Source organism: Curtobacterium sp. MCPF17_001 (genome assembly GCF_003234615.1).
Taxonomy (GTDB): Bacteria; Actinomycetota; Actinomycetes; order Actinomycetales; family Microbacteriaceae; genus Curtobacterium.
This window is the reverse complement of record NZ_QKSL01000001.1, coordinates 389,430-408,360: the sequence shown is the minus strand read 5'-3', so window position 1 is coordinate 408,360 and position 18,931 is coordinate 389,430. Positions and strand designations below refer to the sequence as shown.

The window sequence follows — 18,931 nt, the reverse complement described above, 5'->3', positions numbered from 1 at the left end:
ACACTTGTGCGCCTGCGGTCCGCGCTGATCTGTCGCTTTCGCGGGCGGTGCCGCACTTGCCCGCGAAAGCGACAGATCAGCGCGGACCGCAGGCGCACAAGTGTCGCTTTCGCGGGGTGGACCGAGCAGCGTCACCCGGCGCCGGGGTCAGTGGTGTGCGGGCAGCGCCTCGGCCCCGGCGCTGCGGGCGTCGTCGGGCACGAGGTCGCCGGTCGCTGCGTCGTCCATCGCGGCGGTCATCTCCTCGAAGAACGCGCTCATCTCCGTGAGGGTCGTGGCCGACAGCCGGTCCGCCGCTGCGATCATCCGGGCGTGGACCCCGGTCAGGTGCGACCGGACGGTGTCGTCGCCGTTGTCGGTGGCGACGAGCACGAACCCGCGGCCGTCGCTCGGGTCGGCGCGGCGTTCGACGTGGCCGGCGGCGACGAGTCGCTTCACCAGGGCCGTGGTCGACGCGGTCGTGATCCCGAGGTGCGCCGCCAGGCCGGTCGGCTTCACCACGGTGCCGCGCTGCCGGGCCTGGAGCAGGTGGCGGACGGCGGCCATGTCGGTCGGGCCGAGCTGCATGGTGTCGCGGGTGCGCTGCCGCATGGCGACCTCGGCGGACCGGTAGCGGCGCATCGCGTTGAGGAGTTCCACGCCGGTCTTCGTCGAGCGGTCGGGGTACCAGTACCCGGAGTCGTCGTAGGTCCTCGCGTCGGCCATGGGGTCCCACCTCGTCCTCGGCCACGGGGCGCAGCCGATCCCCCAGGACTACCAGCACGGCGGGGTTGCGGGTCCAGCGCCTCCGCGGGCTTGTCCCCCGATCGCCCGGCCGGTCGTGCCACTGCGAGACGCCCCCGTCTGTGCGGAACGCACCGAGGCCGCCGAGACGCCGCAGGGATCGGCGGCGTCCCGGCCCGATCGCGACGTCTCGCCGGGACACCGGCCTCTCCGCTGGACGTACCCCGTGAACCGCATCGGAGCGGGAATGCGCGCAGGGCCCCGCGTGTACAGATCATCACCTCGACGAAAGGAGTCCGCCGTGATCGACGACGACCGCACCCCAGGCCAGCGCACCGACGTGGCCCAGCACCCGCAGTTCCGACTGCAGGACGACGAACCGACTGGCTTCGGCCGCTGGCTCGGACTCATCAACGCCGGAGACTGACCGCTCCGGGCGCGAGCACGACACAGACGCGCGAGCACGACACAGACGGGAGGCCCGTCACCGCTCCACGAGACCGGTGACGGGCCTCCTGTGCGTTGCCCCGGCGACCGGCGGCACGTCCGTCCACGCGGGTACGGTCGGAGCGTGCACGGCATCGGTGAGGTCGACGAAGCCGGGCGGCTCCGGCTGCTCGGCAGTGCGGCGGCGGGTGCGGGCTTCGCGCTCGTGTTCACCATGCTCGTCCTGTCGTCGTTCCGGACCGCGACGCCGCAGGTGCTCGTGTCCGTCGGACTGCCCGCAGCCCTGGTCGGTGCCGCGGTCGCCGGCTGGTTGCAGCTCCGGTCGTGGCGGGTCGACGGCGGCTACGAGAACGTCGTGATGGTCGAGCGCTGGGTGACCGAGCGGCACGTCCCGAGCGGGGTGCCCGCCGAGATCTGGGTCCCGCGGCTGCAGGCCCAGGCCGACCAGCAGACCGCCGGCTGGGGCAAGATCGTGCTCGCCGTGTTCTGGAGTGCGATGACGTGGTCGATGCGCGACCAGCACGGCACCGTGATCACACTGCTGCTGCTCGGGCTGTGGGTCGGCCTCGCGCTGTGGAGTGCGCTGTGGGTGATCCCGCGCTCTCGGGTGGCGCGCGACATGCTGCGGCAGGGCGTCGTCGTCCGCGACTGAGCCGTGGCTGGGATCAGCCGAGCGCCGCCGTCGCGGCCCGGAGCTCCTGCAGGACCTCGAGCGCGTGGCGTGCCAGCCCGTCGTCGTCGCTCCGCTCGCCCTCCGACCAGCGGGCGTAGCCCTGCTTGAACGCCAGTACCCCCATCTCGCTGGCCAGGTGCGCGGTCGTCTCGGGTACCCCACGCTCGAGCAGCGCGGTCGTCATCGCGGCCGCCATGCCGACGCTCTTCAACGCGTCGCGCTCCTGCAGTTCGGTGCTCGCTGCGACGGCGGCCTTCAGTCGTGGCCCGAGTTCGCGGTTCCGGGGACCCATCTCGCCGGAGGCCCGTTCGAGTCCGGCGGCGACGGCCTCCAGCGGGCTCGCGTCGGCCGGGGCCCCGGTGATCCCTTCGGCGAGCAGGCGGCTCAGGGTCTCCTGCCCGGCGACGAGCAGCTCCCGCTTGTCGGGGAAGTGCCGGAAGAAGGTGCTCTTCGTGACACCGGCACGCTCGGCGATCTCCGTCACGGTCGTCGCGTCGTAGCCCTGCTCAGTGAACAGGTCGACGGCGGCGATGACGAGTCGATCCCGTGCCCCTGGTTCCCATCGCGCCATGGTCCGATCCTAGCCGATGGGACAATTGTCCCATCGCGGGTCTACAGTGACGGTACACATGTCCCATCACTCGACTCGAGGAGTCCCCATGCACGTCTTCGTCACCGGTGGCACCGGCACGATCGGCACCGCCGTCGTCGCCGAGCTGCTCGCCCACGGCCACACCGTCCTCGGGCTCGCCCGCTCCGATGCCTCCGCCACCGCCCTCGAGACCGCCGGTGCCGAGGCCCTGCGCGGCTCCCTCAGCGATCTCGACGTCTTGCGTGACGGCGCCACCCGCACCGAAGGGGTCATCAGCCTCGCGTTCAGCCGCGACTACGGCAGCGCCGACGCACTCGAGCAGGGACTGACCGAGGAACGTGAGGCGATGGCGACCCTCGGTGCCGCACTGATCGGGACGGACAAGCCGCTCGTCACCGTCTCGGGCACCCCGTCGGTGAACGGACGTGCCTCGACCGAGGCCGACCCGCTGCCGATCGAGGGGCCCGTCGCGAGCCGCGCGGTCGCCGTCAACGACCTGCTCGCACTGTCGTCGCAGGGCGTCCGCACCTCCGCCGTCCGGATGCCCCGCACGGTCCACGAGGACGGGCAGGGCGGGTTCGCCGGGCTGCTCACGCAGGCCGCGCGGAGGACCGGGGTCGCCGGGTACCCGGGTGACGGCCAGCAGCGCTGGCCCGCCGTGCACGCCCGCGACGCCGCTGCGCTCTTCCGGCTCGCGCTCGAGTCCGCACCCGGCGGCACCGCCTGGCACGCCGTCGCCGACGAGGGCGACCGGGTCATCGACATCGCGACCGTGGTCGGTCGTCGCCTCGGCCTGCCGGTCGAGTCCGTGCCGGACGACACGTTCGGGCCGTTCGGGCCGATCTTCGCCATGGACCAGCCGTCGTCCAGCGCGCACACCCGGCAGGCGCTCGGGTGGGAGCCGACGCACCCGTCCCTACTCGAGGACCTCGAGGCGCTGCAGCCCTGACGGATCGCGCGCGACGACGGACGGGAGGCGCTCCATCAGCTGGTGGGGAGCCTCCCGTCCGTCCACCCGCCACTGCGCTGCACCCGGACGTGCCCGGCACGGCGCGATCCGTACAAGCTCCTCGTCCGCTCGCCGCGTCCCGTCTAGCGTGACCGCCGGTCCGGCGCGTGCCGGAGGCGGCGAGGTGGAGGGCGCAGATGACGAACACGACAAGCACCGAGGACCAGGTCGCCGGTGTCCCTCCGACGGTCCCGGACGACGACGGCGGTGCGGAGCAGGCCCGCACCACGCGGCACCACGTCACCCGCGTCGCGTTCATCGCCGCACTCGGCGGGCTGCTCTACGGGTACGACACGGGCGTGATCTCGGGCACCCTCATCGAGATCGGCAAGGAGTTCTCGATCGGCTCGGCCGTCAAGGAGTTCATCACCGCGTCGATCCTCGTCGGCGCGATCCTGGGCGCCTTCCTGACCGGTCCGGTCTCGGCACGGATCGGCCGACGTCGCACGATCCTGCTCATCGCCGCGGTCTTCATCCTCGGCGTCCTGTTCGCCGCGGTGTCGCCGAGCCCGGTCTTCCTCGTGCTCAGCCGGCTGTTCCTCGGCCTGGCGGTGGGCGGGTCGACGCAGACGATCCCGACGTACATCGCCGAGATCGCGCCGGGTCCGCGGCGCGGGAGCCTGGTGACGGTGTTCAACTGCGCGATCGGCGTCGGGATCCTGGCCGCGGCGCTCGTCGGGGTGATGCTCAACGGTGTCGTGTCGTGGCGGTTCATGATCGGCGTCGCCGCGGCCCCCGCGATCGTGCTGCTGCTCGGGATGCTGCGGTTGCCGGAGAGCCCGCGGTGGTTCGTGTCCCAGGACCGCGTCGGGCCGGCGCGCCAGGTGCTGCGGTGGTTGCGGCCGACGCACCGGGCAGCCGAGGACGAACTCGACGAGATCCGCCGACTCGACGACGCCGAACCGGACTCGCGCTCGGGGCAGTGGGCGCAGCTCCGGAAGCCCTGGGTCCGTCCCGCGCTCGTGGCGGGCCTGATCGTGGCCGCGTTCACGCAGCTGACCGGCCTCGAGATGATGATCTACTACACGCCGACGATCCTGACGGACGCGGGCTTCCCGCACGTCTACTCGCTCTGGGCCAACGTCGGCGTCGGGGTCGTCTACCTGCTGATGACCTTCGTCGGGTCGCGGATCGTCGACCGGGTCGGCCGCCGACGGCTGACGCTCGTCATGCTGCCGGGAGCCGCACTGAGCATCGGTGCCTTCGGCGTGCTGTTCTTCGTGCAGGGCGGCAAGCCCTCCCCCGTGCTGACGATCGTGCTGATCCTGCTGTTCATGTTCTTCCAGGCCGGCGGCATCCAGGTCGTCGGATGGCTGATCGGCTCCGAGATGTACCCGCTGCGGGTGCGTGCCGCGGCGACGAGCCTGCACGCGATGGTGCTGTGGGGCGCCGACCTGCTCGTGACCTCGACCGCGCTGACGCTGACCGGATGGATCGGGCTCGGCGGCACGATGCTCGTCTACGCAGCCCTCAACGTGCTCGGGTGGGTGCTCGTGTTCCTGCGGGTACCGGAGACGAAGGGGCGCTCGCTCGAGCAGATCGAACAGTCGCTGCGGGACGGGACGTTCCTGCCGCGGTCGTCGAAGCAGTCCTGACCGACGCACCACGAGACGGACGAGAGGCCCGGTGCCAGCTGGCACCGGGCCTCCCGTCCGTCAGGTGGTCGCGTCACGACCGCGGTCAGTTGTAGCTGGCCACCCGGTTCGGCGCGGTGTTGCCCGCCGGGGTGGGGACGGCACCGCCGACGCCGTTGATGACGCTCGAGATGGTGCCGACGTCACCGAGGGACACCGTGACCAGGCCGTGCGCCTTCACGCCGGCCGTCTGCGGGACCTCGAAGGCGCGGTCGGCGTGCACCGACTTGTTCGTGTTGAAGAAGCAGTAGACGCCACCGCCCCAGATCTCGTGCTTGGTGACGGTCGACGCCACCTTGTAGGCCGCGTACCCGGCTCCGGTCGGGCTCTGCCACGAGGCGTTGTCCGGCACGTCGTACGGCATCTCGTTCTGGAAGAAGATCGTCCGGCCGTTGTCGCCGTTCCACTGCACTTCGTACTTCTGGTAGTGCTCGACGAAGAGGCCGGTGGCCAGGACGTCGTTGCCGTTCACCTCGACACCGGTCGCGCCGGTGTTGACCGTCCAGCCCGTGGCGGCCCCGCCGTGGTCGGCGCGCCAGGCCCAGATGTGGTCGACGAGGGTGTCGTCGGCGTTCACCTGCAGCGTCGTCGTCGCCCTGCCCTGGATGCTCGAGCCGACGCGGAAGAACACGTCCTGGATGCTCTGCGGGTCGGCCGCGTGGTCGACGTGCGACCCGCTGGTGCCGAGACGGAGCAGCTGCGCGCTGTTCTGCGATCCGGCGTCGACGACGAGGTTCGAGACGTTCACGCCGGCGACGTCGGACGAGGTCAGCACGGCGTTGCCCCGCGTCGGGACGAGCGTCGGGAAGCCGATGCCGGTGACGACCGTGTCGGCCCGCGTGACGTTCAGCGCGGAGTCGAGCTGGTAGGTGCCGGGCGTGAAGAACAGGTTGAGCCCCTGCGCCAGCGCACTGTTGATGGTCGCCGCCGAGTCGCCCGGGTGCGCGACGTAGAAGTTCCGCATCGGGATGTCGGTGCCGCCGGTGTTCGGCCAGGTGACACCGCTCGAGTTCTGCTTGAGCGACGGCACGAAGACGTGGTACTTGTTCGACGAGTCGATGTACAGGTACGGCTTCTCGCGGGTCGTCGGCGTGGTGGCGAGCGTGGTGTAGCTCTTCGAGAAGTCGTTCGCCGGCGCACCCTGCACGCCCGAGAACGTCATGTTCCAGTTGCCGCCCTGCCACGAGCCGAGCGTGGAGTTGCGGGTGTACCACTGCTGCTGCGAGCCCGAGGTGACGGTGCCGTCGACCTTGCTGTCCGCGATGTAGCCGCCGGACGAGTAGCCCTGGCCGCCGTCCTGGTTCGAGGGGCCCATCGTGAGGTTGCCCTTGATGTGCACCCGGCGCATCGGGGCCGCCTGCGACACCGCCCAGCGGTCGGTGCCGCCCTCGGGCACGATCGCCAGGTTCTCGACCGAACGCCAGAAGTTCTGCGTGGCGTTCGACTCGTCGCCGGCGTTCCACCCCGAGTCCACGTTGACCGCGCCGTTGATCGTGACGTCGTCGGGGTTCTTCCCGAGGCCTGCGACCGAGGTGTAGAACCCCAGGTTCGCCCACACCCGGCCGTAGTTGCCGGGCTTGAACATGAAGGCGTACCGCTGCGATCCGAACTGTGCGGTGGTGCTGCGCAGCTGCGAGTTGAACGCGGCGTCGACGTCCGCCTGGATCGTCGAGGTCGGCGTCGAAGGGCTGTAGACCTTGACACTGCTGCCGAAGTCCGGGGTGTCGCTCGTCGTGACCGCCTGGGCCGAGATCGCCGGGACCAGCGCCCCCACGACGCCGGCACTCACGGCGAGGGCGACGAGACTTCTCATCCGTCGTTGCATGATGCTCGATTCATGACCGGTGCGGCCCCGTTGCCGCACCGTCGCGACGCTAGACCCGATCCGACATGCTCCGCAGTCGGACGAACGGCGGACAAGTGCCGGTCCCCGGACGAACGCGTTCGGCCGCCTGATCACCACCCGAAGGCGACCAGACGGCCGGCTCACCACCCTGGGTGAGAGAGCAGAGCGCAGATACCCGGTCCGCGCCCTGGAGCCATCATGGCGGAACCGGGAGCGCTCCACCGCCCCCACTCCACGGCTAGACCGTTCCGTCGGCCTGCTGGCCGGCGCTCAGCGGGTGGGGGCGACCGGGATGTCCCAGTACGTGGGCTGCTCGTACTGCTCGGACCAGCCGCGGCGCATCCGGGCGGCCGCACGGTCGAACGCGTCGACCGGGTCCGTGTCCGGCGTCAGCAGTGCCTGCAGCCGGAGCCCGTCGTAGAGCGCCAGGAGCTGCTGCGCACCCCGCTCCGGGTCCATCGTGGCGGGCTCGCGGCCGTCGCGGACGTCCGCGGCGAGCGCCGTCCGGATCGTCTGCCGGAACTGCAGGTACGCCGACCGGTAGTAGTCGGCACCGTCGACGGTCGGGTCCGTGGCAGCGCCGAGGATCGAGGCGAGCAGACGCATCAGGCCCGGCTCCTCGACGTGCGCGGCGAGCAGCGCGTGCATGTACGCGACCGTGCCGCGCTCGGTGATCATCGGCAGGAGCGGCGCCGAGACCGCCAGGCTCCAGCGCTCGACGGTCGCGGCGAGCAGGGCGTGCCGGTTCGGGAAGAGCCCCTCGATCTCGGCGACGCGCATGCCGCACCGCTCGGCGACCGCCTCGGTGGAGAAGGCGACCGTGCCGGCGTCGTGCAGCACCGCGATCGCGCCGTTCAGGACCCGCGTGCGCGGGGCTTCGGCGTCCGCCGAGTCCTGGCTCGTCAGCGGAGCGAGCGGGTGCTTGCGGAACCACTCCAGCAGCGCGCGGGCCCGGGACGCGCCGAACTCCGCGTCCGTCGGCCGCTGCGTGTCGAACAGGTCGCTGAAGCCCGGGACCTCGCGCATCAGCGGGTCGAGGGGCTGGAACGCCATCGACCAGTCCGGGAACGAGCGCTGCTGCACCGGGTCGTCGCAGAGCACCCGGACGTTGGTGTGGCGCGGGTCGAGGCGGATCTGCTCGAGGCGCTCGTGGACGACGTCGTCCTCGCCCTCGATGATGCCGATGCAGTTGGCGTCGCGGTGCGCGAGCATGCCGGTGATGCCGAGCCGGGTGTTCTTCTCGCGTCCCACTGCCAGGATCTGCGCGAGTTCGGAGTCCGAGATCGGTCGGGTCTGCGTGCTGGTGTAGACGAGTGTGCGCACGGTCGGCCTTCCTGGTCGTGGCAGGGCGGGGTGCCCTGGAACGAGTCAAGTGCGCGACCAGTGGCGGCGCCAGTCCCGTGTTCGGGTCGCGTGGGCGCGGTGGCGGCGGGACCGCCGGACGGGAGGCGCGGGCCGGCGCCGGTCCGCGCCTCCCGTCCGGAACCGGGTCACCCGGGTGACGCACCCCGGCTCGCTGCGTCCGGTTGGGTCACGGCGTCGGAGACGACGTGCTCCGTCGTTTCCGCTCTTCGACCGCGCTGCCCTCGGCGCACTCCGAGACACCGACGACGCTGAAGCGGCGGCCGTCTGCGAGGAAGTCCATCGACGTCACAGGGCCGCCACGGCCGCGGACACCGAGGATCGGGTCCGCGGCTCCCGTCTGGTACCGCTGAGTCGTGATGCCCTCGTCCTTCCACAGCTGCTCAACCGCGGCGACAGCCTCCGCCGGATCAGTCGGCGGCGCGTCCTGCATGAGGATGTACGTGTAGGTCAGGCCGTCGTCGGCTGCTTGGGCGCACGATTCAGCGGTCGGTTCGCTGTACACCGTCCAGTGGCCGCCGACGCTCCTCGTCGTCTCATCGACGATGCTGACGATCGACTTCTCCGCGTCTGCCGGCTCCACATCCGCACCGCCGGTACAGGCGGTGCGGCCGTCTCCGGCGGCACCCCCACACTGATCTCCATCACCCTGGGACTCGGCGTCCTCGGCCGGACAGCCGGCTGCACCGGAGGAGTGCACCGCGACCCGTGACGCCGGTCATCGAGATGGGTACAGTCCTGGATGTGGGCTCGCGAGGGCCGCAGGGGGAAGGACACCATGGGGGACATCCAGTACGACGAGGCGGCAGCGGACGCACTCGTGAAGGCGTCGACGGCAGCTGCCGAGAAGCTCCGCGGGCAAGCCGCTGGCCGTCGGTCTGCCGTCGAGCAGGGTACGAACGACTTCTCCGGCGCCTACGCGACCCGGTTCGAGGAGTCAGCCCGGATCGAAGCCGAGGACCGGCCGAAACTCGCGTCCGTGCTCGACGACCTGGGCGACCAGGTGAACGAGGTGACCGCAGCGGCGAAGCGGGAACGCGAGCGCGAAGCCGACCTGGCCGCATGGCAGGTCCGGCAGGACGAGCGGGACCGCTCGGCTGCCGGATCGCCCCTCGGCGTCTTCGGGGTGCCCGGGGGGACGGGCTTCGACTTCAAGCCGTCGGAGACACCGATCGCGCCGCCGAGCATCTCGGCGTCGTTCTCGGCACGAGGGCGGACCCGCACCGGGGACGGGACGTTCGGAGGGAAGAGCTCGGCCGACCCCGACCACCTGCGGTCCTTCGCGAGTGCCTACCGCGGGCTGGACCGGGGCGCTGACGAGAAGCTGACCACGCTGCGGAGCGCGTGGCACGGCTTCACGGGATCGTGCGGATGGGCGCGGATCGAATCGGCCACCTTCCTGACCGGCTTCGACCGGTTGCTCGAGGAGAACGGCGAGGACGCCGCGTGGGCGGAACGCATCGCCGATGCCTTCGAACGCGCGGGCGGTCACGGATCGCTCTCGAACGCGACGCTCGACATCTCCGCTGCCACCGAACTCCCGGCGGCGTTCGAGCAGATGCTCGATCCCGACCTGTCCCCGGCGGAGGTCGCAGCACTCTGGGTGAAGCTCGGCTACTCGAAGGCCGACGAGGACGACATCAAGGCCCTGCCCATCCCGGTGCTCAGTCGGCTGGGGAACCTGGAGGGCGTCGACTACTGGGCGCGGGACACGGCCAACCGAGTCGTGCTCAAAGCCCGCATCGCTGCGGCGGAAGAGGAAGTGGCAGCCCTCCGGAACACCATCGCCTACGACAACGGGACGGCGTGGGGGAAGGCCGCGACGGACCTCGACGCACTCGAGGACATCCGGACGTCACTGACCGACGCGAAGGGCGGCAAGGGCGGAGAACGCTTCCTCATCTCCCTGACGGAGGACCACCCGCCGTTGGCCGCAGTGTCGATCGGCGATCTCGACACCGCTGACAACGTCACCTGGGCGGTGCCCGGGATGGGTTCGGACACGACCGGGATGAGCGAGTGGACGGACTCGGCGCAGCACCTCTACGACCAACAAGCGGACACCGGGCCCGCGAACCGCGCCGTCATCAGCTGGATGGGCTACGACTCACCCCCGAAGCCCGTCATCTCCGGAGAATGGGACTTCGGCGTGCTCGGGAGTGAGTACGCCGAGGCCGGCGGCGACAACCTCGCCGCGTCCATCCGCGGCCTCGACGCCGTCCGCGCCGGCGACGCCCCGACGACGAACGTCGTCGCGCACTCCTACGGCTCGACCGCGTCGGCGTACGCGCTCACGCAGAGCGGTGTCCATGTCGACACGTTCTCGACGGTCGGTTCGGCCGGCCTGCCGAACGAGGTCGACGAGGCCAGCGACCTCAACGCCGATCACGTCTACAGCGGTCAAGCGCAGGACGTGTGGTTGATCGAGCTGGAGAAGGGCGATCAGTGGGCCTGGACGGGGCGCCTCAGCGCTGAGCATGGTCAGGACCCGACCGATCCAGACTTCGGCGCCACCACCTTCGGTACCGATGGGGAGACGGAGAACGGTCCGCTCAACGCCGTCGAAGACCACGGCACGCACGCCCCCGACGACCACGGGTACCTCGACCTCAACACCGAGTCGCTGATGAACCTGGGCTTCGCCACGACCGGCCACCCTGAGCGTATGACGGACGACCCGCCCAAGGGGCCGACCGCGTTCCAGCAGTCCCTCTTGGAGAACCCACAGTGGACATTGTGACCGTGAACCATCCGACCCGACGCCTCGCTCACTCGATCGCAGGCGTCGCACTCATCCTGACAGCGGCTCTGAGCTTGACCGGCTGTCGAACAGACCCTGGAGGCAGCACCGTGGATCCTTCCGACGCGGAGAAGTCGATCGTCGACATCGTCAAGGAGTCGACCGACGCCGTCGGTGGCGACTGGACGCTGTACCGCGGTCCCGATGCCGAGGTGTGCGAGCAGTCCAACGGCGAGGAAGGCGCTCGCTTCGTCTACATCCTCGAGCGGGCCGGGGCGGACGGTTCGGCTCCTGAGACCGACATCGCCACCATCGAAGCGCTCTGGAAGAGCAAGGGGATCACGACCGAGCGTTTCGCCAGCGGCGGAGCCGACCCGCTCACCGGCGTCCGTGGCGTCGGTGGTCCCGTGACCTCGGTGGGCTTCAACGCCTACCCGCAGCGCTACAGCGTCACCGGCGTCTCGAAGTGCTCCTCTGGGAACGTGAAGGACCTCCGGCAGCCAGAGTGATGCACACACGAACGTGTGCCGGCCTTGCGCTCCTCGTGACGACGGCACTGACCGTGAGCGGCTGCAGCGGCAACACCACCGATCCGTCGGATGCGAAGGAGACGATCGTCGACCTCGTGGAGGAGTCGACCCGTGCGGTGGGCGGTGTGTGGACGCTGTACCGAGGTCCCGCTGCTGAGGTCTGCGAGCAGCCCGGCGGCGGAGAGGGCGCACACTTCGTGTACATCCTCGAGCGGGAAGGCGCCGATGATCCTGCGCCGGCTGCGGACATCCGCACCGTGGAGAGGCTTTGGAGGAGCAAGGGGATCACGACCGAGCGCTTCCAGAGCGGGAGCGCGGACCCCTTGACCGGCGTGAACGGAAGGGGCGGTCCCGTCACCACGGTGGGCTTCGACGCGTACCCACGGGGCTACACCATGACCGGCATTTCGAAGTGCTCGGACGGCGACGTCAAGGAACTGCGTCGCGAAGAGTGACCCGGCCTCGATCGCCGAGCAGGAGGACCACCACCGTCGCTCTGGTCCTCGTGGGTGCGTCACTCGCACTCACCGCTTGTGGGAACGACCCGGCCGGACGTGTCGTGCCTCCCGATCGAGCGAGGAGCACCGTCGTCGACGTCGTCGAGGAGACGACCGAGGCAGTCGGCGGCGACTGGGCGCTCTGACGTGACGACCACGGCGAGCATCGCGCATCCGGACCGCTCTGGGAAGACGGGACCGCCCGGTGCGCGAACACCACCGGGACGGTCGCGCTGATGACGATCTCGGCGAGGTCGCGCCTTCTCGGTGGACACAGAGCAGGGCCGCACCCGGACGGGTACGGCCCTGCTCTGTCAGCGCGCGCGTGTCACTCGGTCCGTCGACGACGACGTGCCACGGTGATCCCGACTCCGGCCGTCAGCAGCAGGAGCGCCGCGAGGGCCGCCGACCCGATCTCGGCCCCGGTCCAGGCGAGGGAGCCCGGCCGCTCGGTGACCGCACCGCCCGCGGGCCCGGAGCCGGAGCCCGGGTCGCCGACGGTGCCGGTCGGCGTCCCTGCGGTGCCGCCCGGTGCAGGCGTGCTCGGCGTCCCACCACCTGGTGTTCCCGCTCCCGGCGTTCCGGCTCCCGGTGAGGGAGCCGGGGTCGGCGTCGGGGTCGGCGTCGGCGTCGGGGTCGGCACCACCGGTGCTGCCGCCACGGTGACGACCACCGGGTCGGACGCGGACGCGTCCGCCGTGGCGGTCGCGCCGAACGCCGCCACCAGCGTGTGGTCACCGGCGCTCAACCCGTCGGTCAGGGTCAGCGTCGCGACCCCGTCCGTCACCTCCGCCGTTCCGAGTGTCGCCGCGGCGGCACGGGCACGAGCGGAGGGCTCGCCGTCGCGGAACGTGACGGTGCCGTCGGTGTCGCGGCCGGTGACCGTGGCGGTCAGGACGACCTCGTCGCCTGCGACCGGCTCGGCCGGGGTGACGGACAGGACCGTCTCGGTGGGTGCGAGGACCGCGAGGGTGGCCTGGGCCTCCCGGCCGGAACCGGCGCCCTCGGCGGACACGGCGAGTGCACCGAGGTCGGCGTCCTCCGCGATCCGCAGGGTCGAGCTGGCCGTGCCGGCGCTGTCGGCGACCACCGTGTCGGTGACCGTCGTGCCGGAGCGGAAGGTCACGGTCTCGCCGGCGCGGAAGCCGGTACCGGTGAGCTCGACCGACCCGCCGGGTGCGACGGTGTCGGCGGACGTACCGAGGGTCACCGGGGTGACCGCCGCGGCGCGTTCGGCGCAGACGTCGCCCTGCGCACCGACGGGCGGCAGCTCGGTCGCCGGTGCCGTGACACCGTCGTCCTCGCGGACCGTCAGGTTCGTGAACGCCGTGGCGCCCATGACCGCGTTCCGGGTGTTCGTGACGCTCACCTTGAACGCCGAGCTCGGCGTCGCGGAGACCGCGGTGTTGCCCGCGGTCGGGACGGTGACGGCCTGGCAGGTCTCGCCGGGCGCGAAGGTCACGCGCTCCATGCCGACACCGACCGACCCGGTGGCGGAGCCGAGCACGCTGACGTAGCCGGTGACCGGCCGGTCGGAGGCGCGGGACAGGTAGACGGCGACGTCGGCGGTGCCCGGGCCGTCACCCTCCTCGACCGTGGTCGGGGCGACGTTCACGGTGGTGCGGGTCGCCGCGACGGCGGTGCCGACGCTCGGGGTGTCGAAGGCGAGGTCGGACAGGTACACGCCACCGGTCCCGGTGCCGTCCGCGCCGACGCCCGCGGTGAAGCGGACCTCGCGGACGTCCGTCAGGTCGACGCCCGTCATCGAAGCCGTGGGGATCGTGAGCTGCTGCAGCACGATCTTGTTGAGCGTGGTGTTCGTGCCGCCCGGCATCCGGTTGACGGCGAGCGGGTTGATCGCCGATGCGGCGGTCGACCAGCTGCCTCCGGAGCCGTCCAGGACCGTGACCCGGAAGTCGGTGCCGGTGGGCACGGCCTCGTCGGGTGCGGTCTTCAGCGTCATCTGTGTGCTGCCGGTGACGTTGCGCGCGGAGGCGGGGACGGACACACGGAGTTCACCGGTGCTCGGCACCGCGGGGTCCGTCGTCGAGGCACCCGTCCAGAGGAAGCGGGTGGTGGGGAACGTCGGGACGTTCGGCGCGAACGAGCCCGGCGTCCAGTGCGGGACCTGTGCGGAGGCCTTCGTCGTGGCGCAGAACGGGTTCGACTGCGGCAGCGTGCGACCGGTCAGGTTGGTGCAGACCGCGGCCGTCGCGCCACCGACCGTGCGGACGAGCGAGCTGGACGTCGTGAAGTCGGTGACGAGCCGGGTCTTCCCGGTGGGCTGCGTCGCCATGGTCCGGACGTCCGCGAACGGCGTCGCGGTGGTCGCGGGCTTGACCGATCCGTCGAACATCGACTGGAACTGCGTCTCGCCGCCCATGGTCAGGCGGAAGAAGCCGGTCATGTAGCTGACGCCGACCTGGTACTGCTGCGCCGCGGTGAGGCGGGTCGGGTTGGTCGTCGAGCAGGTGGACGTGGTGTCGCTCGTCCGCCAGTCGTCGCCCGTGGCCGCCGGGTACAGGCCCGGGGTCCACACGGTGTTGAAGAAGTTGTGGTTCGCGCCCATCACCCACACGGCGGACCGGAGGACCTGGTCGCCGAAGGCGTGGCGGGAGTCGTCGATGAAGTGCTGCCCCTGCTGGTTCGACACGTCGCCGTCGCAGTAGGGCAGGAAGACCGCGGTCGGGACGTCGGGCAGCGTCATGCGGCCGAAGTCGACGGGCGCGAGCGGCAGGACCGCCTCGATCCCGTACGGCTTCGGGAGCGCCTGGTTGAGGGTGGCGGCCGAGACCACGCCCTCACCGCCGCGGGAGTGGCCCATGATGCCGACGTGGCTCAGGTCGAACCGGCCCTTCAGGGACGCTGCGGTGAGACCGGAAGCGGCGGCCGGCTGGTCGGCGCGGGTGGTCGCGCGGACGAGGGCGTCGTCGAGGGTGCGGGTGGTCGTGGTGCTCGGGGTGGCGTCGGTGGCCGTCGTGACGTCGTCGTAGGAGACGGCTGTTCCGGCATCTGCCTTGCCGAGCATCCCCAGCGTGTCGAGGATGAGCTGGCCGCGGGCCTCGGCGCCGTAGTCGAGCGCGAGTTGGTTGTCGTTCGAGTTCACGGCGTTCGCCGCGATGGAGACGACGTTGTAGCCGCGGGTCGCGAGCGCCCGGGCCGTGCCCTCGTACCCGAGGTACGAGCGGACGTTCGACTGCGTCGGGCCACAGGGCCAACGCAGCGGGTTCGCACCGGTGCCGGCGCACGAGGTGTGGCGGCCGTGCAGCAGCACGACGGTCGGGCGCGCACCGGCGGCGCTCGTCAGGTACATCTTCCCGGTGAGCTCACCCCGGATGCCACCGATCGCCGCGAGCGGGATCGCCTGGTCGCCGAAGTCGTACTCCGCCTCCGTCACGGAGTAGGCACCCGCGGTCGACGGGTCCTCGACGGCAGCGGCCGTCGCGAGCGACTTCATCTGCCGCTTGAGTGTCCGGTTCTCGGGGACGGGCGGCGTGACCGGGGCCGTCGTCGTCTCCGCGGCCTTGTCCTCGTCACCGCTCGACCAGGCCTTGCTGACGTCGGTCGCGTCGGCGACGGACCGGTCGGCCGTGAGGACCTGGAGGGTGCGGCCGTCGGCGGACTCGGTCGCGAGACCCACCGGCTCACCGTCGACGACGAGCGTGGGGGCGTCGTCGACCATCGGCAGGGGCTCGTCGAGGTCGAGGGACACCAGGTACCCGCCGGGGGTGGTGGTGACGTCCCAGTCGCTGCCGGATGCGACGACGGGATCAGGGGTCGGCGCCGCGAACGCAGGGACTGCGGTCAGGGCGAGGGCGGGAGTCAGCGTGGCGGTGATCGCCAGTGCAGCGAGCCGACTCCGGGAACGGGTTCTGGGCAAGGGGCTCCTCGTGTGAAGGGTTTCTCATGAGGAAGCTTCGAGGGGACTCAGCGTCTGCCGAGCATCGGAAACGGGGTCGTAACCAACACTTGACGGGCAGGAAACACCGGCGGCATGCCTGGTCCGCAGAGCGCAGCGAGCGGTCGGGACGGGTGGTCCGGGATCAGCGCGTGAACAGCACCTGGACGGTCGCGATGACGACGACGATCCCGATCGGCACGCCGGCGATCACCAGCGCGGCCGGGATCTGCGTGCGTCGGATCGTCCGGGGACCACCGGCGCCGCGGGCGAACTCCGTGGCCGCGACGAGTTCCGGCGCCGCAGCGGGCGGGGTCGGCGGAGGAGCCGGTCGGTCGTCCTCGAACGCCGGCACCTCGACCACGAAGGCGGCCGGGTCCACGGTCGGGGGCAGCTGGGTGTACCGGCTGCGCTCGGTCCGCTCGTCCATGGTGTCCCTCCCTGCGTGCACACTATGCCGCCCGGCGGGAGTCCGGAAGTGCAACCAGTCGCTCGCACCACCGCGCACCGTTCACCCCGCAGCGAGCAGCGCGTCCGTCTCCTCCGCCGTCGGCGCGGTCGCCGGTCCGGTGCGGGTCACCGCGAGTGCCGCCGCCGCGTTGGCCCGTCGGACGGCGTCCTGGAGGCCCGCCCCACGTCCCAGCGCCGCCGCCAGCACGCCGTCGTGTGCGTCTCCCGCCCCGTTGGTGTCGACCGCGACGACGGGGAACCCGGGGACCAGGACCGGTTCGCCGCCGGACTCGACGACCCAGCAGCCGTCGGCGCCGTCCCGGACGAGGGCGGTGCCCCGCGCGGCCGCGGCGATGGCCGCGGTCGCCTCGGCGAGGGTGGCCGACGTCGGGGACAGCAGACGGGCCTCCCGGCTGTTGGCGCTGACCACGTCGGAGCGTGCGGACACGGCGGCCAGGACGGCGGCCGGCAGGGTGTCGACGAGGGGTGACGGGTCGAACACGACACGGACGGACGAGGGCACCGTGCCGAGCCAGCCCGCGATGGCCGCGCCGTTGACCGCGTGCGCCAGGCCGTACCCGGAGACGAAGACGACGTCGTCGGCGCGGAGTGCGACGCGGTCGAGGTCGGCGCGCGTGAGCTGCCCTTCCGCGCCGACGCTCGTGACGAAGGTGCGCTCGGTGGTGGCGTCGACGAGGGCCACGCAGTAGCCGCTGTCGACGTCCGGGAGACCGGGCTGCACGACGGTGACACCGGAGTCGGTCAGGGCGCGGCGGACGACGTCACCGAAGGGACCGGTGCCGTACTGCCCTGCGAAGACGACGTCCATGCCGTCGCGGCGGGAGGCGACCATGGTGTTGAGGCCACCGCCGGCCGTGATCTCGGAGCCGTCGGCGATCACGTCGCCACCGGGCTCGGGCAGTTCGCCGATGCGCATGACGATGTCGACGATGACGTTGCCGACCGAGACGAGGCGGCTCATCGGACGGTGTGCTCGGTGCGCGGGAGCGGCGCGGACTGGTCGGGCTGCTCGTGCAGGGTCCCGCGCGGGCCGCCGGTGAGCAGGTAGACCGCCGCGGCGACGATGAAGGTGACGACCCAGCCGAGGCCGTTCGCACCGAGCCACGTGTCCGAGAACGCGCCGACGAAGACCGGGTCGGCGTCGCCCACCTGGACGTTGGTGAACAGGAAGCCGACGACGATCGCGACGACCCAGGCGGTCACGGCACGCCAGGCGATGCCGCCCGCGTACCAGTAGCGGCCACCGCGGCGCAGGTCGAGCAGCGCGGCCGGGTCGTACCAGGTGCGGCGGACCATGTCGGCGATGAAGACACCGAGCCAGGCGGTGATCGGGACGGCGAGCACCGAGATGAACGTGATGAAGGGGGCGTAGAAGCCGTCGGCGACCAGCATGAAGTACATGGCACCGAGCGTGGTGATGACGACATCGACCGCGACGGCCCACACCCGCGGGACCTTCACGCCGAGGGTCAGCGTGGTGAGGCTCGCCGAGTACACCGACAGGTGGTTCGACAGCAGCAGCCCACCGAACGCGGCGATCAGGTAGGGCACGGCCATCCAGCTGGGCAGCATGTCGCGGATCGCGGCGACCGGGTCACCGGCCTGGGCGAGTGTCGGGTCACCGGCGGACACCAGGGAGCCGAGCCCGACCAGGACGACGAGGGGGATGCCGGCACCCGCGGCGCTGGCGGCGACGAGCTTGCCGGCGCGGACGCTGGTACGCGTGTAGCGGGCGATGTCGGCGCCGGCGGTCGCCCAGCCGATGCCCGTGCCGGCGGCGATGGTGCCGACGCCGATCACCATGGCGGCGATGGGTCCGGCCGGCTGCGCACCGACGACGTCCCAGTCGATGCGTGCGACCAGGAACACCGCGACGAAGACGTTGAGGGCGCCGAAGACCCACGTCGCCCACTTCTGCACGGCGACGATGAACGCGTGGCCGAGGCCGGAGATGAGCACCGTCGCGGCGACGAACAGCAGGATCGCGACGACGGTGACGACCGGGTGCGCCTTCGAGCCGCCGTCGGTGCCGAACAGGATCGCGAACAACGAAAGCAGGACGAACGCGGCCGTGGTGGTGTTCACGGTCTCCCAGCCCAGGCGGCTGAGGAGCGAGACAGCGGTCGGTCCGATGTTGCCACGGACGCCGAAGACGGCTCGGCTCAGGGTCAGGCCGGGTGCCCCGCCCCGACGGCCGGCGATCGAGATGACCCCGACGACCGCGAACGACCCGGCGGCTCCGATGACGGCGACGAGCAGCGCCTGCCAGACGGTCAGGCCCTGGAACGCGACGAGGGTGGCGCCGAGGGGCAGCCCGAGGATCGAGATGTTCGCGGCGAACCAGACCCAGAACAGCGCACCGGGTGTGCCGGTCCGTTTCGCGACGGGGACGGGCTCGATGCCGCGCTGTTCGATCGTGGTCAGCGTGCCGGACTTGGTGCCGGAGTCCGTGGGGGTCGTGGTCATCAGGTCCTCTTACGTCGTCGGAAGGGTGCGAGGGGTGGGGCCG

The 18,931-nt window shown here is 71.3% G+C and carries 16 protein-coding genes; 7 read left to right on the top strand and 9 right to left on the bottom strand.

All coding sequences use genetic code 11. The features are described 5' to 3' along the window. Positions 1-147: 147 nt before the first annotated feature. Positions 148-705: a MarR family winged helix-turn-helix transcriptional regulator gene (locus tag DEJ24_RS02115; protein ID WP_111077068.1), complete on the bottom strand. Its 558-nt coding sequence runs from the start codon at positions 703-705 to the stop codon at positions 148-150. A gap of 319 nt (positions 706-1,024) precedes the next feature. Between DEJ24_RS02115 and DEJ24_RS17155 the strand changes: the two genes are divergently transcribed. Then, the gene (locus DEJ24_RS17155; RefSeq protein WP_258366233.1) at positions 1,025-1,150 is read left to right on the top strand and encodes a hypothetical protein; all 126 of its coding nucleotides are present in this window, start codon (positions 1,025-1,027) and stop codon (positions 1,148-1,150) included. A 144-nt stretch (positions 1,151-1,294) separates the two neighbouring features. Next, positions 1,295-1,822, top strand: coding sequence for a hypothetical protein (locus tag DEJ24_RS02110; protein WP_111077067.1), 528 nt, complete (start codon positions 1,295-1,297; stop codon positions 1,820-1,822). Between the two features lie 13 nt (positions 1,823-1,835). Here DEJ24_RS02110 and DEJ24_RS02105 read toward each other — a convergent pair whose 3' ends face one another. Then, the gene (locus DEJ24_RS02105; RefSeq protein WP_110902812.1) at positions 1,836-2,414 is read right to left on the bottom strand and encodes a TetR/AcrR family transcriptional regulator; all 579 of its coding nucleotides are present in this window, start codon (positions 2,412-2,414) and stop codon (positions 1,836-1,838) included. An 88-nt stretch (positions 2,415-2,502) separates the two neighbouring features. Here DEJ24_RS02105 and DEJ24_RS02100 point away from each other — a divergent pair, with 88 nt between their 5' ends. Further along, positions 2,503-3,384 (top strand): SDR family oxidoreductase, encoded by an 882-nt coding sequence (locus DEJ24_RS02100; protein WP_111077066.1) that lies wholly within the window; start codon positions 2,503-2,505, stop codon positions 3,382-3,384. 197 nt (positions 3,385-3,581) lie between these two features. Continuing rightward, complete coding sequence (locus tag DEJ24_RS02095; RefSeq protein WP_111077065.1) at positions 3,582-5,039, top strand: sugar porter family MFS transporter; 1,458 nt, start codon at positions 3,582-3,584, stop codon at positions 5,037-5,039. Positions 5,040-5,124: 85 nt separating this feature from the next. Here the strand turns inward: DEJ24_RS02095 and DEJ24_RS02090 are convergent, their stop codons facing one another. The 3 genes from DEJ24_RS02090 to DEJ24_RS02080 form a co-directional block, all read right to left on the bottom strand. Then, positions 5,125-6,891 (bottom strand): hypothetical protein, encoded by a 1,767-nt coding sequence (locus DEJ24_RS02090; RefSeq protein ID WP_111077064.1) that lies wholly within the window; start codon positions 6,889-6,891, stop codon positions 5,125-5,127. A gap of 303 nt (positions 6,892-7,194) precedes the next feature. Further along, a complete protein-coding gene (locus tag DEJ24_RS02085; protein ID WP_111077063.1) occupies positions 7,195-8,247 on the bottom strand; it encodes a BLUF domain-containing protein in 1,053 nt (350 codons plus the stop codon). Positions 8,248-8,455: 208 nt separating this feature from the next. Further along, positions 8,456-8,986 (bottom strand): hypothetical protein, encoded by a 531-nt coding sequence (locus DEJ24_RS02080; RefSeq protein ID WP_146245920.1) that lies wholly within the window; start codon positions 8,984-8,986, stop codon positions 8,456-8,458. Positions 8,987-9,064: 78 nt separating this feature from the next. Between DEJ24_RS02080 and DEJ24_RS02075 the strand changes: the two genes are divergently transcribed. The 3 genes from DEJ24_RS02075 to DEJ24_RS02065 all read left to right on the top strand — a co-directional run bounded on the left by DEJ24_RS02075 (position 9,065) and on the right by DEJ24_RS02065 (position 12,011). Next, positions 9,065-11,026: an alpha/beta hydrolase gene (locus DEJ24_RS02075; protein WP_181436496.1), complete on the top strand. Its 1,962-nt coding sequence runs from the start codon at positions 9,065-9,067 to the stop codon at positions 11,024-11,026. A gap of 110 nt (positions 11,027-11,136) precedes the next feature. After that, the gene (locus tag DEJ24_RS02070) at positions 11,137-11,535 is read left to right on the top strand and encodes a hypothetical protein (RefSeq protein ID WP_111077060.1); all 399 of its coding nucleotides are present in this window, start codon (positions 11,137-11,139) and stop codon (positions 11,533-11,535) included. A gap of 35 nt (positions 11,536-11,570) precedes the next feature. Continuing rightward, complete coding sequence (locus DEJ24_RS02065; RefSeq protein WP_146245919.1) at positions 11,571-12,011, top strand: hypothetical protein; 441 nt, start codon at positions 11,571-11,573, stop codon at positions 12,009-12,011. Positions 12,012-12,381: 370 nt separating this feature from the next. Here DEJ24_RS02065 and DEJ24_RS02060 read toward each other — a convergent pair whose 3' ends face one another. The 4 genes from DEJ24_RS02060 to DEJ24_RS02045 form a co-directional block, all read right to left on the bottom strand. Further along, a complete protein-coding gene (locus DEJ24_RS02060; RefSeq protein WP_111077058.1) occupies positions 12,382-15,933 on the bottom strand; it encodes an Ig-like domain repeat protein in 3,552 nt (1,183 codons plus the stop codon). 163 nt (positions 15,934-16,096) lie between these two features. Further along, complete coding sequence (locus DEJ24_RS02055) at positions 16,097-16,381, bottom strand: hypothetical protein (RefSeq protein ID WP_111077057.1); 285 nt, start codon at positions 16,379-16,381, stop codon at positions 16,097-16,099. A gap of 81 nt (positions 16,382-16,462) precedes the next feature. Beyond that, a complete protein-coding gene (locus tag DEJ24_RS02050; RefSeq protein ID WP_111077056.1) occupies positions 16,463-17,383 on the bottom strand; it encodes a PfkB family carbohydrate kinase in 921 nt (306 codons plus the stop codon). Further along, positions 17,380-18,888 carry a cytosine permease gene (locus DEJ24_RS02045; protein WP_111077055.1) on the bottom strand — a complete coding sequence of 503 codons (1,509 nt, stop codon included), beginning with the start codon at positions 18,886-18,888 and terminating at the stop codon, positions 17,380-17,382. Before DEJ24_RS02045 ends, DEJ24_RS02050 begins: the two co-directional genes overlap by 4 nt. Between the last annotated feature and the right edge of the window lie 43 nt (positions 18,889-18,931).